The sequence below is a fragment of the Legionella norrlandica genome (assembly GCF_000770585.1).
GTDB lineage: Bacteria > Pseudomonadota > Gammaproteobacteria > Legionellales > Legionellaceae > Legionella > Legionella norrlandica.
The window spans coordinates 86,322-105,576 of sequence record NZ_JNCF01000003.1; the positions used below are offsets into that span (position 1 = coordinate 86,322).

Genomic DNA, 19,255 nt, shown 5'->3' on the forward strand with positions numbered 1-19,255 from the left:
TTGATCGTATAGATTGCATTTTATGCCAAATAAAAACTGAGGGATTAATGTTGTGTCAAAGTGTTGCGATTTCTTTATAATAAGAAGCATCCTACAGGAAACGAACATCAAGAATCACTCAATTAAAATTAACGACTCCGAGTTAATTATTAAAAAAATATTAAATCAACAATTAAAAGCTCATTCAGTTAACAAACAACGGAATTTCAGCCTATCCGTAATCCAAAATTTATCAGCCTTTTCAAATAATAAACCCATACTAAGGAGAAATATGACCTAAAAAAACTATTAACGCTGTAACGAGACACGGAATTATGAATTTAAAAAAAGGAGTCAATATGTTTCATGTGGATAATAGTGGTAAAGGCAATTGTTTGTATTATGCTTATAGCATTTCATTAATGTATTACTTAAGAGCGAAAAATAATATCAGGATTACCGAAGATATTTTTAATAAATTAAAGCTTAAGGAAAAAGATCGGATTAGCTTAAGAAAATTATTATCTAAGGAAGCTGGAGAGGCGTTTTCCAGCAAAGAAATAAAAACGATTATAGAACCTATTCTTGGCAGGGCAACCCGAGATTTGGCCGCAGAGCATACCAAAGCAGAGTTTAAAGCTTCTCCCCAAGATACACCGCTGTTTTCATCTCTCCAGTATGGTTTGGAATTTGGTTTCAAACGATCGATGGAAGAAAATGGTTCAGAACTGTCAATGCTAATTGATCATGATTTTTCTAATCACGATTATATTGAGGCAGAGATATACAAAGTGAGAGATATTTTTCATGCCATGGAGACGTTTATTATTTCAAGAACATCCCATGTCATAGAGGAGTTCAATCGTCAGTGGACAAATAAAAAACAAGAACTCAAAGAGCTGGAACTCTCTGAAAAAGATATTCAATCTCACCAGGCAGCTATTTTAGATAATCTCATGAGACAGGAAACGGTGGAGTTTTTTTTATCTGATAATGAGAATTATCTTAATCAATATCGAGATCATCTCCAAAGCGAATATGTATGGGGTTCCGAAGAAACACTTATGGTATTGCATCGCGCTATACAGGGCGAACGAATGGAACGTAACCTTAAAGGAACTATCGATACCAGCTATGACAATGAAATTGTTTTACATCTTCATAGAAATGGCATAGCTCCTTTCCAGCAAGCTGGAAGCCCAGCAATGATCTTAAATAATGAAGGAAATGCTCATTGGACTTCAATAATTCCTGAATCAATTTTTATACCAAAATTCGCTGACAAAGAGCAGAATCTGATTGAAATAATAGAGAAGATACAAGAGGAGCATGGCAATAAGCCTCTTGGAGCTGAAAAGTATTCTTTCGTGAGTGATTGGACTAGTGATTTAAGAAAACAAATTGATGTTATTAAAGCTTGTCCAAATACGGCGATGACAGAAAAAGCAATAGAGTATTTCTTTCAGCTTATGGGTAAAGCGGTACCTAAATTAGTATCTGAATCCTCTTTGATGAGCTCATTTTCTAATATTTTTTCCGCTTTTCTGGAATGTATACCTGCCTTGATGAGTGAGAAAAAAGTCAGTATAGGGTTGGCTCAGTTAGGGTTATATAGTCATGATCGGGGTTCAAAGATAGCTAAAAATGAAGTTTTATTGCCAGAAAGTTTATCTAAAGAGGAAACAGTAGATGAAACAGTTTCTGTAAGTTTACTTTGATATTCTTCAAATACTGAATAACGATCGCAAATATTATCTTCCTTACAAAATATTTTGTAAGGAAGCAAGTTAAATGATTTTGACAGGGTAATCATAATTTGATATGGTTGTTTTTTGTTGACGCAATGAAGTCATATTTATACCAATAATATAATAACAGACTTCTTTCGAAACTCTATTGCCATGAAGAAACAGCTTTGTCGATACAGTGCTCGAATCCTCATATACTAACGTATACACTGCGGTTCTGTACTCCATTTCTCCTCGCACTTTTCTCACGGCAGCGAGTTTCGAAAGAAGTCTATTGAGGGATGCTAATATTTAATCAGTACAAACAAGAGAATTATGAAATTATCAACATTGCACGTTATTCATCTTTACGATTATCAGAAACCAGAGGACGGTAAGTGCCCTGTTCAGAAATTAAAAAAAACTCTTAATCCTTTGATACTATCAACTTGCATGCGTCACCTTTATTTGTTTTCCTCTGAACAATTAAATGATAAAGAACTAGTTCTGAAAGAGTCTTTAGAACAAATTAGAACCCCTTATCCTCATCAAAAAATGCCACATTGCGATTATTTCCAAGGGGAAGAAGCCTATGAATTTCTTCTTTTTTGGGTCATTGGGGGGCTTTCTCCCAAAAAACCTTTTGCTGATGAACGCATTCTGGGGGATTTAAGAAAAACTTGCAATAAATATGAATCATCCGCTTCGCCAATTGCAAAAGAAGTATGGAAAGCAAACAAATTATTAATGCTTGCTTTGTTATTGGATAGCAAATATTTAGTAGCTCTCACGAAAAAATTGAGCCATTTGCCAATAGAGGAAAAAAGATTACGGTTAAAAGAAGTTTGTAAAAACTGTGTTTGGGCACGAACTCAAGGTTTCATGAACATGCTGGTATCAATCGATTATGAAATGTTTCTTGATCGTGAAAAAATGCTTACCCATTTAATGGAAAAACTCGAGTATAAGAAAAATACCATTTATGAAGAACTGCTAGCACTTAGTGAAAACAAAGCAAACCTTAGCTTTTTCTTTTCAGAAGAGCCTCGTAAATTATATTTAGATGAAAATCTCATCCACATTGAGCGATTAAGAAGAATCCTGATAAAGGAAAAACAGGATTCTGAATCAATATCCAAAGTGACTTTAGAAATCATTTACAAATAGTCAATTAAAAATAACCTCAGTAAGCTTTTTACCAGGTGGTCTATTAATTCAGACAAAATTTAAATTCTTAGCGTTTACAGAGAAAATTTTTTCTTTTGTGTGATTTGATAAATCCGACTCGTTAATAAACTGTACTGCTTCAGTTAAGGACTCCATTGGGTAGTCAGACGCAAATAAAACTCTATCTTCCCCCATAGCCTCGATAATATAGCGTAATGCTGGATTAAAAAAACGTCCGCTGGTCGTTACATAAACGTTTTGACGCAAGACCTCTGAAGGAATGCGTTGGATGTCGGGTCGATAGGACTTTAACTCTGGAATACGATATAAATGATCCAGGCGTTCCATTAAAAAAGGCATGGTTTCACCTAAGTGTCCCAACATAATTTTTAATTTAGGAAAGGCATCAAATACCCCACCAAGAATCATTCTCATCAAGCATAACGCAGTATCAAATTCAAATCCTAGCGCACTTCCGCCCAAGGCAAAACCGTATTTACCAAATTCACGCATTATTGGTACATTGGGATGAAGGTAGACAGGAATATTTAAGCCCTCAGCGGCTTCCAATAAAGGCCAATAGGTTTTGTCATCCAAATAATTGTTCTTGCCAAAATTTGAATGGGTTAGCCAACCAATAAATCCCAATTGAGAAATTGCTCGTTCTAATTCTTTTACTCCTTCTTTGACTTGATAGGGTGAGATACAGGCAAAGCCTTTAAAACGATCAGGATGTTTTTGGATAGCAGAGTATAACTGATCATTGACTTCTTTTGCTAAATCAGTGCTTTTATCCTCATCGCCAGGGCAAGAATCTATCCCATTAATGGTGGTTAAACTCAGTACTTGTATAGTCACTCCTGCTTCATCCATAATGGATAATCGCTTTTCATTTAAGCTTAATAATTCTTCCATTAATGAACTGGTGTGAAATAAGGAAACATCGGGCGTAAAATACATAGTATATGCCCCTTTTGCTTCTTGAATTAAATTAGGAGCTTCTTGACGTTTCACCAAGTAATCAATACAAGCTTGGGTAATGAAGTGAGTTTCAAAATCAATGATCATGGTTTTGTCCTTGTAGGTTTATTTTTTTACATATTAGTATAGTCAGTAAATTACTTACTTACCCATGTAACTTTTTAAGAGAAGGAGAATATTGAGAAAGAAAGTGACGTCCTAAAAATATATAAATGATTACCGGTCTCAAATTAAATACACTGCGTTTAGTATCGATTAAAATTATGGCAAACATAAGCAATTTATGGCATAAAATGCGTCTCTTTGGACATTGTAATAAGATAATTTTATGAAAGAAAAACATATTGGATTGAATAAGTTTGAATTAGATACTCCCTGTCTTGTAATTGATTATGATGCACTGAAATACAACTTGGATTTAATGCAACAACATGCTGCACAATATGGCATAGGAATAAGACCACATTGCAAAACACACAAAAGCACTCAAATCGCTCGGTTACAGCTTGAATATGGAGCTATAGGAATTTCTGCTGCCAAACTATCAGAGGCCGAGGTATTGATATCAAAACAAATTACCAATATCTTGATCACCTCTCCTATTGTATCAAATGCGAAATACTCAAGATTATTGAATTGTCTTAAATCAGCACCTGATTTAATGTTAGTCGTGGATAATAAAGATAATATTCAAAAAATTAACTCGCTGGGTGAATTACTTAACCAACCAGTTAATGTGTTACTCGATATAGACTCAGGTATTGGTCGTACAGGCGTTAGCCCAGCATTGGCATTAGAATATGGCCATTTTATTAATAGGATGAATTGGCTAAACCTCAAAGGAATTCAGTGCTATGCAGGTAATTTACAGCACATTCAAACTTATGAAGAAAGAAGAGTTTCTTCATTACGTGTTATGGAAATGGCAAGTGAAATCGTTAAGGGTTTTAAAGCAGCCGATCTTCCTTGCGATATATTAACAGGAACAGGTACTGGTACTTTTGATATCGATGTAGAAGCAAGTGAAGTAACAGAAATTCAGCCTGGATCATATACTGTGATGGATGTTGAATATGCAGCGATTGGCTCAAAAGTAGATCCATTAAAATTTTCTATGTTCAAAAACTCAATGACCCTTCTTACGAGCGTTATAAGCAGTAATCGTAAAGAGCATGTTACCGTTGATGCAGGAACGAAATCGATTTATTTTGATCTCCATCATAAGCCCCTTATCATTAGTCATCCAGGACTAATGTATGATTGGGGTGGGTTTGGCGATGAACATGGCAAAGTATTTTCTCCTGAGGGAAGTAAGTTGCCACAAAATGGGGAGGTTTTAGAGCTTATCGTTCCACATTGTGATCCAACGATAAATTTATTTGATAAATTTTATATAACTAAAAATAACACAGTAATCGATATCTGGGATATCGACCTTCGAGGGAAATCACAATAATTTATGGATCTTTCTTATATTTTGGTTATATAGGAGGTGGGGGGCCACGTCGTCCAATTAATCCCATAACAAGGAATACGACAAATATAACCAAAAATATAAAAAATAGTATTTTTGCAATCCCAACAGCAGCAACTGCTATGCCACCAAATCCAAAAGCAGCTGCGATAATTGCGATAATAAAGAAGATCAGCGCCCACCCCAACATAACATACTCCCTGTTTTATTTTATCTATTTAGTTATATTATAGGTCAAATTTTGTTTTAATTTGGCAAACTTCAAATGCTCTGTATTATGTTAACGCACCCTAAAAATACCCATTTTATCCGCGAAATAATATTTCCTTAATATTTTTTTTGTTAAAATATTGTACATTTTTAAAGAACGTCATTAAGGGAAAGTTATGCCTCATAATAAATTCGAATGTGAAATACGTCATGAACATTACTTCAAACTAAAATCGAAAGAGATGACATTGGGGCAAGTTGCTGCTTATCCCTTTAAAAAAATTTTTGATGTGGTCACTGGTTTGCCTTCTTATCTCGTGGGTAGGATTCTGGCATTAGTGATCTTTAATCCATTAGTTCTAGTTAATCCTGAAAAAGATGATTTTCAATATAAGCAAAGCAAGAAAAATCCAGATGAATTACACTTTGAAGATTTTGCTGTAATTAATGTCACTGATAAACCGTCTCTTATTACACGTATCATTCGCAATTACGCCATTAAATTACATAATACCTTACCTTATGTTCCTGAGTTCATTACTAATTTTTTGAAAAAAGAGGTTCTTCGCATCAAAGCAGCTGATAAACAAAAATGTCAAGAATTACTCGGCAGACTTAGTCTGCAATTAAATGGGATTTCATTAACTAATGAATCCATAATCCCTCTTGATCCCGAAGCCATTTTTTTTAAAGGAACTGAATTTATTGACCCTCAATTACGAGATAAGTTTTTTAAGGCCGTCAATGAGCTAGTCAACAAACGTAAAGATAGTGATGGTCAATTTGATATTACTAAAAATACTAAGAAGATACGATTTTTTAATCTTGAAACAAGGGACGGTTCAGTTTTAGATTCTGCAGAGATTGCCGCACCAGGTGAGGCGGAAAAACCTTATAAAGATCGTACTTTCGTTATTACATGCATGCCTAGAAGTAATAATTTTACAGCATGGCTCAAACGTCATCGAATGTATGCTAATGAAATTGGTACCACGTATGTTTCATTTAATTATCGAGGTGTTGAACGCTCATTAGGGCTTATTTGGAACCAGAACGATATGGTTCGTGATGCTGTAGCTCAAGCAGAACGTCTGCTTGCTCTTGGAGTTAAACCAGAAAATATTGCATTTCAGGGCGAATGTTTGGGCGCTGCTATTGCGACTATGGCTGCTGCAAAAATGCATGAAGATGGCTATAAAGTAAAACTTTTTAATACAAGATCATTCCGATCTGCTTCAAAAGTACTGCTTTATAAAATATTACCTGCTGAAAATGCATCACTTTATAATCCTGTCAATTGGCTGCGTTATCTTGGGGCTGCTTTGTTTATAGTGATTGGCATTCCACTTTTAAAAATAACCAAATGGAATATGAATGCTGCAGAGGCCTATGATTCTATCCCTGAAGAAGATAAAGATTTCTTAAATGCGAAAAATGACCCAATAGTTGAAGAATCCCATGCTTCCATGTTTTCTTACATAAAAGAGCGTCATGATAAGTTACAGCAAGCCTATGAAAATGGAACAGCTACAGAGGAAGAGCTTATTGAGTTAAAAAATATTGGTGATGTCGAACCCCATAAATTTACCTTAAACAAAGAATACGACGATACTAAGAAAAAAGTTAATATCCATACTTGCCCATTACAAATGTTGGCTAGAGATGGAAGTGATAATCCTTGTGAAGACAATGCACACAGATATCAGATAGGCTTTTTTCGTCGAGCTTTCCATAAAACTGAAGAAGCTCACACAGCCCCATCTTTTGCTCCTGTTGGTTAAATAATTGGGTAGGGTCAACTGTCTATGTCCTACCACCGAATCGGCATTTTGCTTTCTAAAAAGTTAATTATAAAAATAATGGTCTACAATTAAACAATAGATGGTGAATCAGGGAAGAGTTTGTAGACCATGAAAAGTCTTTTTGAAAAAATATTCTTAACCCTATTTCTCTGCTGGAGTTTTAATGAAGTATTGGCTTGTCCATGCTTTAATATGGGGTTTCTTCATTCAACATTTTTAGATGATATAAATACCGAGTGTCGCGTCTACAAAGAAGAAAGTACTATTTATAAGATTGAGATTTTTGATAATAAAAAAATTGCTTCAAGTACTCACACTCAATGTACTCTTAATACAGATTTCCAAGATATTTTTATGACATACAATATTCATTATCTTGATGATCATGGGGATTGTATCAGAGAAATTCTTGATGCATGTAATAAATTAAAAATTCATACTTTGTATGTGGAGTTTTAGTGAAGCTTAATAAAAATGATGCCACAATCCTAATTTTTGTGGCATTGATTTTCAAGGGTTACAATTTTATCCTAGCCGTTGATGGCTAACTGCATTTAGCGGTTTAGCATTAGGATTCTCTTCTTGAGACAGTTGTCTGCTTTTTTCGTCAATAATGCTATTCAGTATTTTTAATTCAGAAATAGCTCTGGATTTTCTATCATTTTGATTTGTTAGTCGATTATTTAATCTATCTATTTCTCGTGTAAGCCTGCTTATATCTTCTCCTAACCCGAAGGAAGTTTGATGGTATACCTCCATCGGTGACGATCCCAGAGTTTGGAGTTGCAAAAATCGCTCAGCCCCACTGTCGTTATTTTCTAGCAAAGATTGACGACAAATCTGATGTTCATTTTCAGCTTGAACTGCAGCTTGATATCCTTTTTGATGTAATTCTAGGGTTTCTTTAAAGTGGCTTAATTGCTGTTTTCGATTCCCAATGTCTTTAGTTATCTCGTCAATAGTATTGTCTAGTTTAATGAAATGAGGTTCATAGGAGCGATTAATTTCTTTTAATTTATCAAGGCCTTCTTTTATAAAATATTCGCGAAGTTCTTTAGACGTTTTGTATGGGAATTTAGACATAGATACCCTCTTTAATTCGGTAGGGCAACAATATTAACACTTTATTTTAAATATATACAACACTAACTTCCGATTGTGTTTTTTTGTAGTCGTATACAAAAAGATAAATTCTTTAATCGGACTATATTGGAAATATGTTTAAAGGATGTGATCTAAGGGTAGAGCGGTTGTATCACAAATATTACGAAGTATAAAACTGGAATGAACACTTCCAATGCCGTTGATGCGCGTTAATTTATTTAATAAAAATGATTGATAGGCATTTAAGTCAGGCACAATGACTTTTAGTAAATAATCGGCTGATTGCCCTGTAATCAAGCAACATTGCACGACTTCAGGGAAAAGTTGAATTGTTTTTTCAAATTGACTCATGATTTCAGGCTGGTGGCTATTTAATCCTACTAAAACAATAACTGTTAGTTTTAAGCCAATTTTTTCTGGTTCAAGCAGAGCCACTTGTTTTTTTATATAGCCAAGCTCCCTTAAAAGTTTTACCCGACGTAAGCAAGATGAAGGAGAGAGGGATACCAGATCTGCTAATTCCTGGTTATTTATATCACAATTTGATTGTAAAATTTCAAGTATTTTTTTATCCGTACGGTCAATGATCATGTTTTGATAAAAAACTTTTATTGAATTATAGAATTATATTTCAAAAAAATAGATTAAAATAGAATTTTAATTTAAAAATTAATTCATCACTGTCTATTTTTGCAATCCTATTTCAATTGAAGTAAGTTAAAATACTTTGTGCTTATTATTTAAGCTCAGAGGATGATTTATTCTGCTTTTTTTGAGGATTATTATGTCTGCTTCACGAGTTGTTGCCTGGTTTGTATGGATAATTGTATCTGTATTTTATGCTTACCAATATGTTTTGAGAGTTATGCCTAATATTATGTTAGAGGACATTACTCAGCAATTTCATATTGATGCAACGGTTTTTGGACAATTTTCCGGGATCTATTATATCGGCTATTCTTTGATGCATCTACCTATTGGCATTATGCTTGATCGCTTCGGGCCGAGAAAAGTGATGACGGGGTGTATTTTATTAACAGTCGTTGGATTACTACCTATCCTATTTGCTGAAAATTGGATTTACCCCATTATAGGTAGAGCCATGATTGGGATAGGTTCATCCGCTGCGATTTTAGGAACATTCAAAATAATACGCATGACTTTTAAGGAGCAGCATTTTCCAAGGATGCTTAGCCTTTCAGTAATGATCGGGCTTGTAGGTGCGGTGTATGGAGGTGGCCCTGTAAGTTATATGTGCCAACTGATGGGTTACAAAACGGTTGTGGAAATATTTGTAGGCATAGGAATATTGCTTGCAAGCATAACTTACCTTATCGTTCCTGATGTGCAATCCCCACCTCAAGCTTCAGTTGTTTCTAATATAAAAAGGGTTTTTAGCAACAGTAAGGTGATGATGTTGTGTTGCTTTGCCGGGTTGATGTTAGGACCTCTTGAAGGCTTTTCTGATGTATGGGGTTCTGGCTTCTTAAAAATGGCCTATAGTTTGAACTCTGCTACTGCAAATTACCTGCCCTCAATGATCTATATCGGCATGTGTTTTGGTGCTCCCATTCTAAGCTTAATTGCAGAAAAAACTGGACATTATCTTGGAACAATCATTGTGTCTGGGACTATTATGTTTTTGGTTTTTGCTTTACTTGTTGGCGGAGTACTAACGGTGCCAGGTATAACATTGAGTTTTATTTTAGTAGGAGTTTGCTGCGCTTATCAGATTTTGGCGATTTATAAGGTATCTACTTATGTACCGGATAGCCTTGCAGGTCTTGCTACTGCTGTTGCTAATATGATTATTATGATTTTTGGCTATGGTTTCCACTCGATGATTGGTTATGTAATTAATTTATATGGTGGAACCCATGCTGCTCGAGCTTTTGTTTATGGAATAGGAATTATTCCAGTGACATTGGCAGTTGGGGTTGCAGGTTTTTTATTTCTGGCTTATCGAGAAAAATATTTTACACCTGTTAACTCGTCTTTAGTTTCTCCTGAATTACGATAATTAAATTATAAATTAATGAATGGTCGGTGAAAAAAGAGAGGTTATTCATGTATATGTTGCATTTTCATGTTCCAGAGACTCATCTAGAAGTAGTAAAAAATGCTATTTTTGCAGCGGGTGCTGGAAGTATTGATAATTACTCCCATTGTGCATGGCAGACATTAGGAGAAGGCCAATTCATGCCTTTAGAGGGAAGCGATGCCTTTATTGGGAAAATTAATACATTGGAGAAAGTGCGGGAATACAAAGTTGAGACTATATGCGCTGCTGAGAAAATCAAAGAGGTTGTTACTGCTTTGAAACAAGCCCATCCTTATGAAAGCCCATCCTATCAGGTTGTGCGCATTGAAACTGAATTTTAAACATAGGCCTATCTATGGTGCATAAATACAATATTGAAAGAATTGTTTCTTCAGGAGTACTTGTTCAATGATCGATTCATAGATAATATCTAATGATTAACAAACTAAATAGTTCAAATCCATCTTAGGCATAACTATAAGTTGCTTTTGAACAGATAGGGAAATACCATATACATGCGGAAAATTCTTACCATTTTGGGGTGTTTGCTTCTTAGTTCCTGTCTGGTCGGGCCAAATTTTAAAGAGCCGAAGAAAGATATTGCGAATTCCTGGCTTACTTCAAGTCCTGCGATAAAACAATCAGCGTTTCAGAATGCAAATTGGTGGACAATTTTTAATGATCCAACTTTAACCGCATTAATAAGTAACGGTTACCGCAATAATCTCTCCTTGCAAAGCGCAGGAGTTCGTGTTCTGCAAGCAAGAGCCCAACTGGCTCAATCTGTTGGGGAACTTTATCCCCAACAGCAAGCTATGATAGGAAATTATAACTATAACCGTATCGGGGGTAACCAATTGCAAAATATTTTACCCCCGAGTTTTTTAACTGCTGCCCTTGGATTTACTGCAAGCTGGGAACTTGATTTTTGGGGCAAATATCGTAGAGCTATTCAATCTAATGATGCTCTTTTTTTGGCTTCTTTAGCAGCTTATGATTCTGCCTGGTTACTCTAACTGCGGATATTGCCAGTACTTTTATTAGGGTGCGTACGAATGAGGAATTAATTAAAGTAACAAAAATGAATATCCAAGTTCAGGCTATGAGTTTAAAAATAGCGAAAGATCGTTATTATGGAGGCCAAACCAGTTTACTCGATGTGGAACAAGCAGCAACAGAACTTGCAGAGACACAAGCAAAACTTCCTCAATACGTAAGTGACCTGCAACATCAGAAAGATATTTTAGCAGTTTTGCTGGGTACTACTCCTGATAAAGTAGATGCCTTGCTCAAAAAAAATAAAGGGATACCAAAAGCTTCGCCAGTAGTAGAAGTTGGTATTCCAAAAGAAGTAATCGTCCGCAGACCCGATGTATATCAAGCCAGGATGGAAGCAGTTGCTCAATCAGCTGCCATTGGAGCAGTTAAAGCCAATCTTTATCCTTCATTGTCATTGGTAGGAAATTTTGTTTTCGCGTCAAATAATATTGGTAATTCATCGATTAGTGATATCTTCAATTGGTCAAATCGAAATATAACTGCAGGCCCTTCCCTGACATGGTCTTTATTTAATTATGGTCAAATCACTAATGCAGTACGTGTTCAGGATGCAGTCTTCCAACAGGCTTTATTGAATTATCTTAATTTGGTACTGAAAGTACAACAAGAAGTACAAGACAATATTACTCGGTATGTTGAAGGGCAAAAAACAGTCTATTCTCTTAAAAAAGCAAATGCTTCTGCTATTGAAACAACTAAACTCGCTTTGGTACGTTATAAGGAAGGAGAAGCAAGTTATACAACAGTATTGAATGCCGAACAGCAACAACTAAGGGTGCAGACTTCATTAGTTAATGCTACAGGGGAAGTAGCTAATTCCTTGGTAGCTCTTTATCGCTCACTTGGGGGTGGTTGGCAAATACGTGGTAAGAATGATATTGTTTCAGATCAAATAAAAAGTGAAATGGCTGCTCGTACTAACTGGGGTACTTTATTGAAACAAGGAAATCATCAACCGCCGGATTCTAATGCACAAAGAATAAAACAGCTTTATTTACCAACCTGGTGATGAGAATGAACTCTCAAGATAAAAAAAATTTGATAAAAATTATAGCTATAGTATTTTTTGGAGTAATATTCATTTACTTAGTATTTGAATATTTCTCAAAAAATAAGGTTCCTGTCTCTACACCACCAGTAGTCATAGTTCAAAAGCCTAAATTAATGGAGATGGCAGAGTATGTGACTCAAACAGGTAATACGGTGGCATTTCAATCTGTTGATTTAGTGGCACGTATTGAAGGTTATTTAGATGCTATAAAATTTACTGATGGTGCTTTTGTTAAAAAAAACCAAGAGTTGTTTGTTATTGAACCAGAGCCTTACATGGAGCAGTTACTCGCAGCTCAAGCCACGGTAGCAGCTCAAAAAGCGAATTATACCTATGCCAAATCAGAATATGCCAGGCAGCAGCGTATGTATAAGCAAAATGCCACATCCCTCAATAATGTCGAGAAATGGAAAGCGCAAGTTGATGAAGCTCAGGCAGGAGTTGATAAATCCGAAGCTGATGCCAAAAATGCTGAAATTACCTACAGTTATACTCATGTTTTAGCCCCTTTTGATGGCCGCATGGGTCGGCATTTGGTTGATGTGGGTAATTTGGTTGGGAATGGTAAAGCAACAGATTTGGCTACTATTGAGCAAATTGATCCAATTTATGTTTATTTTAATTTAAATGAACTGGATTTACTTAAGATTAGGAATGCTGCTCGTAACAAAGGCTATAAACCGATGGAGCTAGTTAAAGTCCCTGTTGAAGTCGCTTTGCAAAATGAAGAAGGATTTCCTCACAAAGGGACGTTGGATTTCGTAAATACGGGTTTAAATGCTTCGACGGGAACTATGGAGTTTCGGGCTCTTTTGCCTAATAAAGGCTATCCCTTGGTGCCAGGTTTATTTGTAGAGGTGCGGGTTCCTATCTCAGATCCTTCCCCGCGATTAACAATCCCTGATTCTTCAGTCCAATATGATCAAATAGGCCCTTACTTACTTGTGGTTGATAAAGATAATTATGTACTTATCAAACGAGTAACACTCGGAGGAGTAGAAAACGGAATGCGAGCCATAACGAAAGGGCTGGATGCACAAGACAGAGTGATTGTTTCTGGATTGCAAAATGCGACGCCTAATGATCTAGTGACTCCCAAAATGGAGAAATCTGGTTAATTGGCGGGTAAGATCAAGAAAATTATAAAAATAAGAGCGTTATTCAGGGAGCTAAGCAACTGAAATGATTTCTAAATTCTTTATTGAAAGGCCTGTACTAGCTAATGTTATCGCTCTATTTATCGTATTCATTGGTTTAATAGCAATTGCTATTTTGCCTGTTTCACAATACCCTGCCATTGTCCCACCTACTATACAGGTTACTACAACTTATCCTGGTGCCGATGCCAAGACATTGATTAATACAGTGGCTTTGCCAATTGAGCAACAAGTCAACGGTGTTGAGGATATGTTGTACATGCAATCAACCAGTACCAGTGGGGGTACTTATAACCTAATTGTGACTTTTGCAATAGGCACTGACCTTAATTACGCTCAAGTACTCGTACAAAATAGAGTACAGGCTGCTATGGCTCAACTACCTGAAGCAGTACAAAAGCAAGGAGTTGTGGTTCAACAAAAATCCACTGCAATTCTTCAGTTTATTACCTTGACTTCAAAAAATAATGAATACGATGGAGTATTTCTCGATAGTTATGCCACCATCAATATGCAGGACGAATTATCACGCTTACCAGGAGTCGGTAATGTGGTTGTTTTTGGTTCTGGAAGTTATGCCATGAGAGTTTGGCTGGATCCTAAAAAAATGCTTGCTTATTCTTTGAATCCAAGTGATGTTCTAAATGCTATTAATTATCAAAATAAAGAGGTTTCAGCAGGACAACTTGCCGCTCCACCGACTGTTGGCCAGCAATCCTATCAATTTACTGTGAATGTACCTGGACAGCTTTCTAATCCTGAGGAATTTGGAAATATTATTATTAAAACAGTCAATACAGATCCTGATCAAAATGCTTCTGCCAGCAGCGCCGCTCAAGTAGTACGTATTCGTGATGTAGGGCGAGTTGAATTGGGTTCTGAAAGTTATAATCAGTTGGCAAAACTAAATGGTAAATCTACCGCTGCCATCGGTATCTTTCAACTTCCCGGGGCGAATGCTTTGCAGGTAGCTAAGGACGTAAGGGAAGCTGTAGCTAAAATGGCCAAGCAATTCCCTCCAGGTTTAGAATATTCCATTCCATTTGATACTACAGTCTTTGTCAAAGAATCCATTACAGAAGTGTATAAAACTCTCTTTGAAGCAGGAATTTTAGTTTTAATAGTTATTGTGGTGTTTTTACAAAATTTCCGTGCTTCTTTGGTGCCCGCTACCACAGTACCGGTTACTATAATCGGAACTTTTTTTGCTATGCTGCTTCTGGGCTATAGCATCAATCTACTCACCTTGTTTGCTCTAGTCCTAGCAATTGGAATTGTTGTAGATGATGCAATCGTTATTGTGGAAGGGGTAACTCAGCATATAGAGAAGGGTATTCCGCCTAAAGAGTCGGCCATAATAGCGATGAAAGAATTATTTGGGCCAATTATCGGGATTACTTTGGTGCTTATGGCTGTTTTTGTGCCAGCTGGGTTTATGCCAGGGTTAACCGGATCAATGTATGCTCAATTCGCTTTAGTTATTGCAGCAACCGCTTTTATCAGTGCCATTAATGCCATGACACTAAAACCGACCCAGTGCGCATTATGGCTAAAAGCTCCTGATTTAAGCAAACCTAAGAATATATTTTTCAGAGCTTTTGACCGAGTTTATAATCCAATAGAACTATCCTACACGCAATTTATTGATCGACTTGTACATCGTAGTGGCAAAGTATGTTTAATCGGAATAATTTTGGTTGCTTGTGCGATTTATGGTTTAACCCGCATCCCTACCGGTTTTATTCCACTTGAAGATCAGGGGTATTTGATGTTAAGCGTGCAGCTACCGGATAGTGCGAGCTTGGGGCGTACGGATGAAGTGATAAGCCGATTAGCTAAGAAAGCATCCCAAATTGGTGGGGTTGCCAATGTGATTGCTATTGATGGGATTTCTCTATTGGATAACAATTCCATTCTTTCTAATGCAGGTGTCATATATGTCATATTCAAGGATTGGGGTGAACGAGGAAAATCAGAAGATTTAAGGGCTCTTTATACCAAGTTCAATGAAATTGCCAAAGAAACCCTTGACGCAAAAGTTTTAATTGTTATTCCTCCTCCAATTCAAGGTTTGGGGATGTCTGGTGGCTTCCAAATGCAAGTGGAACTACAAGACGGTACTTTTGATTATAGAAAATTACAGCAAGTTACTGATCAATTTATCAAGGCAGGAAATCAATACCCTGAGGTGCAAAACCTGATGACCACTTTTCGCTCTAGTGTACCTCAAGTTGCTGCGCCCATTAATAGAACCAAGGCAGAATCTTTAGGTGTTCGCATTGAAGATGCTTTTGATACTTTGCAAACTTATTTGGGTTCTTCCTATGTGAATTTGTTTACTAAATTTGGCCAGGTATTCCCTGTCTATGTACAAGCGGATGCTTCTTCGCGAGTTGACAGTGAAGATTTAAGGAATTTCTATGTAAGAAATCAATCAGGCTCTATGGTGCCTTTAGGTACTCTTACAGAGGTGGGAGCTGCTGTAGGGCCGGCCATTATTTCTTTATACAATCTTTATCCTTCAAGTAACGTGAATGGAGTCGCAGCAAGAGGATATAGTTCAGGTCAAGGAATTCAAGTTATGGAGGAATTGGCAAAAGAGAAACTGCCTCCAGGGATTTCTTATGAATGGACAAGTACTGCCTATCAAGAAAAAGTAGCCGGTAATTTGAGCTATTTTATTTTTGCTATGTCCCTGGTTTTAGTTTACTTAATTCTATCTGGGCAATATGAAAACTGGCTTATTCCAAGCGCAATTATATTAAGCGTTCCATTAACATTAGTAGGAACAGTATTGGCTTTGGGCGGCTTGGGTATGGATAATAATATGTATACTCAGATTGGTTTACTACTTTTGATTGCCTTGGCAACCAAGAACGCTATTTTGATTGTTGAAGTGGCTCGCGAGCAGCATGAAATTCATAATAAATCTATTATTGAGGCGGCCGTTATTGGTGCTAAAACTCGTTTTCGCCCCATCTTAATGACATCCTTTGCATTTATTATGGGAGTAATGCCTTTGGTTTTTGCTACTGGAGCAGGCGCAAATTCGCGCCGATCCATTGGTATAGCCGTTAGTAGTGGTATGCTTGCTTCAACTTGCCTAGCCGTTGTTTTTGTTCCAGTATTTTATGTTTTGTTGCAAACATGGCAGGAGAAGAGAAAAGCCAAACATAATCAAAAGCAAAACCTAAATAAAATAGAGTAAGCTAAGTTTTTTATTCTAAAGAAATATGACAATCTTAATTTATGGTGTTCCTAATACAAAAAAACATTTTATTATTTGATTAAACATTAATCAATTGGTATGATATTTATTTTCATTTGGTTACATTGATTTAAAACAAAGTGTGCAATATGCCTAGAGATTTAAGCATAAGATTACCAAAATCATTGAGTGGTTTTCTTGAACAATCAGATTTAGATTATAAAAATTCACTAAGCTCAATTCGATTATTCTGTCAACAAAATGCTGATTTATGGGATGATAATCGAAAAAGGATGTTCGCAGCTATTTTTTACCATTTAAGAGGACATTTTATTAATTTTGCATGGTATATTGCTAATTTTGCTGATAATGAAGTGACCAAACATATTATAATAAAAAATATTTATGAAGAAATTGGTGTGAGCACCCGTTTTTCTCATGAAATGTTGTATGAGCGGTTTGCCAAAGAATGTGGCGTTGATATTTATGATGAAATAGTTAATGAAACTAATTACTTGTCATTCGCCAAAGAATTTAATAAAACTCATCTATACTGGCTAACTCAACATAGTACGAGAGAGCACATATGTGCTTTTGCTGCTTATGAGCGACTGGATAATCTTGATTACCCAATTCTTGCCGAGCTTGCCAACGCCATGAGAATTTCTACACATGCGATGACTTTTTTTAATGTACATACCCATGTTGATCATTTTGATACTATGCTTGAATTAATCATACCTATATGGGATGAATCACCAAATTGCCTGATAGAGTCATTCCATTTTATTCAAAGCCATCAGCTGCAGATGTGGGAGCAATTTTCAAATATTTTATTTAATTAGTGAAATTTCAACACAAACCCCGAGACGCAACTGAGAGGGCTAGGATTCCTATGAAATTCTGGCATTTCACCAAGATTCAAGTTATTTACTCTGAATGATTACAATTAATCGATTTTAGGAAATTTGAGAGTAAAATGGGCAAATTCATTTCTTTTTCCCTTACAATAGATGTCTCCACCTGCCGCTTGCATCAGGAGTTTGCAATAAGCCAAACCTAAGCCCGTCCCTTCTTTTTTGCCAGAGTAAAAGAAATCAAAAATTTTCTCATAATCTTTGCTATTTAAGCCCTTGGCGGTATCTTTAACATGGAGGTAATTAAAATTCTCTTTCTCCCATCCTTGTTCTAACCAAATGATAATTTCCCCCTTTCCTGTTTCATGAATGTATTCAAAACTATTTTTTAATAAATTCCATATCATATTTTTAAAACCAATTTTATCTATCCATATGGAAAAGTCATTTTTGTCATCTAAATGAATCAATGATTTTTGATTGATTTTAAGTGGGTATTCTTCTAAAGCTGTTGTAATTAACTGTTTAATTGAATAAATTGAAAAGGTACTTGTATCTAGTTTATCATGCTGAATATTATTTAATTGCATGCGAATTAACTGATTACTCATTTCTATCCCGCGGGTAATCTTGCTTAAACTCGCTTTTAAGTCCTTTTGCACTTCTGAGTTATTTAACCGATCCACAATCAATTCTTGTAATTCAGCCTGTAAATAAATACTTGCTAGCGGTGTTCTCAGATCATGGGCAATACTTCCTGCTAATAGGCGCATACCAGATAATCGCCCTGCATAAATAAGCTCTCTGTCTCGAGCAAATAGGGCGCCGATAATGATGGCTGCAATATAAGTAACGCTTAAACTAAAGAGTGATACAGTACCTGGTATATAAATAAAGAAATTATTTGATAAAAAATAAAAATGAAAAAAAGCAATTCCGACACCTAGAGTAAGTAGAATTAGCGACCCTAGAACACTTGAAACTAACAAAAGAAAAAAGACGGCTGATACACAATTCATCAACCATAAAGTAGAGGCATTGTTTATAAGTGTCAAATAAGCAAAAAAATAAGGAAGGCAAAACAATAACACGATGTACCAAAAAATAGGTAGAAATTTTAATAATTGTTTTGGCCAAAATTGATTAAATGCTAAGCAAGCACATAGGAAAGTAGCGATAACTCGTAAAACAAATTCTTCAGTCAATTGAAATCGTTCAAGTTTCCAAAAAACCCCAAATAGCGGGTAATTAATCATCATGACAATACCAAACAAAGTAATTTGCTTACTCGCATCTTCTGTTTCTTTTAATAAGTATTGATAAATAACAGAAAATGTATTCTTTAATCTTTGTATCATATCAAGTCATAGCTTCCTTATTAAATTCGGGGTCTTTGGATTGGGCTGTGAGCCGGTTAAAATGCCAAGAGAAAAAGAGG

Annotated in this window: 15 protein-coding genes and 1 pseudogene; 11 read left to right on the forward strand and 5 right to left on the reverse strand. The window is 35.8% G+C overall.

From position 1 onward, the window contains the following. Nucleotides 1-338: 338 nt before the first annotated feature. On the forward strand, nucleotides 339-1,697 hold the full coding sequence (locus OK13_RS01555; protein WP_052117514.1) for a hypothetical protein: 1,359 nt from the start codon (nucleotides 339-341) through the stop codon (nucleotides 1,695-1,697). Nucleotides 1,698-2,042: 345 nt separating this feature from the next. After that, nucleotides 2,043-2,873 carry a hypothetical protein gene (locus tag OK13_RS01560; RefSeq protein ID WP_035886974.1) on the forward strand — a complete coding sequence of 277 codons (831 nt, stop codon included), beginning with the start codon at nucleotides 2,043-2,045 and terminating at the stop codon, nucleotides 2,871-2,873. 48 nt (nucleotides 2,874-2,921) lie between these two features. On the opposite strand, the gene OK13_RS01565 is transcribed toward OK13_RS01560, so the two are convergent. After that, a complete protein-coding gene (locus OK13_RS01565) occupies nucleotides 2,922-3,941 on the reverse strand; it encodes an amidohydrolase family protein (protein WP_035886977.1) in 1,020 nt (339 codons plus the stop codon). Between the two features lie 241 nt (nucleotides 3,942-4,182). Here OK13_RS01565 and OK13_RS01570 point away from each other — a divergent pair, with 241 nt between their 5' ends. Beyond that, nucleotides 4,183-5,310, forward strand: a complete 1,128-nt coding sequence (locus OK13_RS01570; protein WP_035886979.1) for a DSD1 family PLP-dependent enzyme — start codon at nucleotides 4,183-4,185, stop codon at nucleotides 5,308-5,310. A 25-nt stretch (nucleotides 5,311-5,335) separates the two neighbouring features. Here OK13_RS01570 and OK13_RS01575 read toward each other — a convergent pair whose 3' ends face one another. Next, nucleotides 5,336-5,518: a DUF1328 domain-containing protein gene (locus OK13_RS01575; RefSeq protein WP_035886981.1), complete on the reverse strand. Its 183-nt coding sequence runs from the start codon at nucleotides 5,516-5,518 to the stop codon at nucleotides 5,336-5,338. Nucleotides 5,519-5,714: 196 nt separating this feature from the next. Here OK13_RS01575 and OK13_RS13810 point away from each other — a divergent pair, with 196 nt between their 5' ends. Beyond that, nucleotides 5,715-7,319, forward strand: coding sequence for a hypothetical protein (locus OK13_RS13810; protein WP_052117515.1), 1,605 nt, complete (start codon nucleotides 5,715-5,717; stop codon nucleotides 7,317-7,319). A gap of 129 nt (nucleotides 7,320-7,448) precedes the next feature. Continuing rightward, nucleotides 7,449-7,799, forward strand: coding sequence for a hypothetical protein (locus tag OK13_RS01585; RefSeq protein WP_035886984.1), 351 nt, complete (start codon nucleotides 7,449-7,451; stop codon nucleotides 7,797-7,799). Between the two features lie 66 nt (nucleotides 7,800-7,865). Here the strand turns inward: OK13_RS01585 and OK13_RS01590 are convergent, their stop codons facing one another. Both OK13_RS01590 and OK13_RS01595 read right to left on the reverse strand, forming a co-directional pair. Next, nucleotides 7,866-8,423, reverse strand: a complete 558-nt coding sequence (locus tag OK13_RS01590) for a hypothetical protein (RefSeq protein ID WP_052117516.1) — start codon at nucleotides 8,421-8,423, stop codon at nucleotides 7,866-7,868. 138 nt (nucleotides 8,424-8,561) lie between these two features. Beyond that, complete coding sequence (locus tag OK13_RS01595) at nucleotides 8,562-9,035, reverse strand: Lrp/AsnC family transcriptional regulator (protein ID WP_152571527.1); 474 nt, start codon at nucleotides 9,033-9,035, stop codon at nucleotides 8,562-8,564. 193 nt (nucleotides 9,036-9,228) lie between these two features. Between OK13_RS01595 and OK13_RS01600 the strand changes: the two genes are divergently transcribed. From OK13_RS01600 to OK13_RS01625, 6 genes and pseudogenes are all read left to right on the forward strand, one after another. Further along, a complete protein-coding gene (locus tag OK13_RS01600; RefSeq protein WP_035886988.1) occupies nucleotides 9,229-10,464 on the forward strand; it encodes an MFS transporter in 1,236 nt (411 codons plus the stop codon). A 47-nt stretch (nucleotides 10,465-10,511) separates the two neighbouring features. Then, nucleotides 10,512-10,826, forward strand: coding sequence for a YqfO family protein (locus OK13_RS01605; protein ID WP_035886989.1), 315 nt, complete (start codon nucleotides 10,512-10,514; stop codon nucleotides 10,824-10,826). A 174-nt stretch (nucleotides 10,827-11,000) separates the two neighbouring features. Beyond that, nucleotides 11,001-12,553, forward strand: a pseudogene (locus OK13_RS01610) (efflux transporter outer membrane subunit). A gap of 5 nt (nucleotides 12,554-12,558) precedes the next feature. Next, nucleotides 12,559-13,713, forward strand: a complete 1,155-nt coding sequence (locus tag OK13_RS01615; RefSeq protein WP_035886992.1) for an efflux RND transporter periplasmic adaptor subunit — start codon at nucleotides 12,559-12,561, stop codon at nucleotides 13,711-13,713. Nucleotides 13,714-13,777: 64 nt separating this feature from the next. After that, complete coding sequence (locus tag OK13_RS01620) at nucleotides 13,778-16,960, forward strand: efflux RND transporter permease subunit (protein WP_035886995.1); 3,183 nt, start codon at nucleotides 13,778-13,780, stop codon at nucleotides 16,958-16,960. Between the two features lie 149 nt (nucleotides 16,961-17,109). Beyond that, nucleotides 17,110-17,805, forward strand: a complete 696-nt coding sequence (locus OK13_RS01625) for an iron-containing redox enzyme family protein (RefSeq protein ID WP_035886997.1) — start codon at nucleotides 17,110-17,112, stop codon at nucleotides 17,803-17,805. Nucleotides 17,806-17,909: 104 nt separating this feature from the next. On the opposite strand, the gene OK13_RS01630 is transcribed toward OK13_RS01625, so the two are convergent. Then, nucleotides 17,910-19,172 (reverse strand): sensor histidine kinase, encoded by a 1,263-nt coding sequence (locus OK13_RS01630; RefSeq protein ID WP_035887021.1) that lies wholly within the window; start codon nucleotides 19,170-19,172, stop codon nucleotides 17,910-17,912. Between the last annotated feature and the right edge of the window lie 83 nt (nucleotides 19,173-19,255).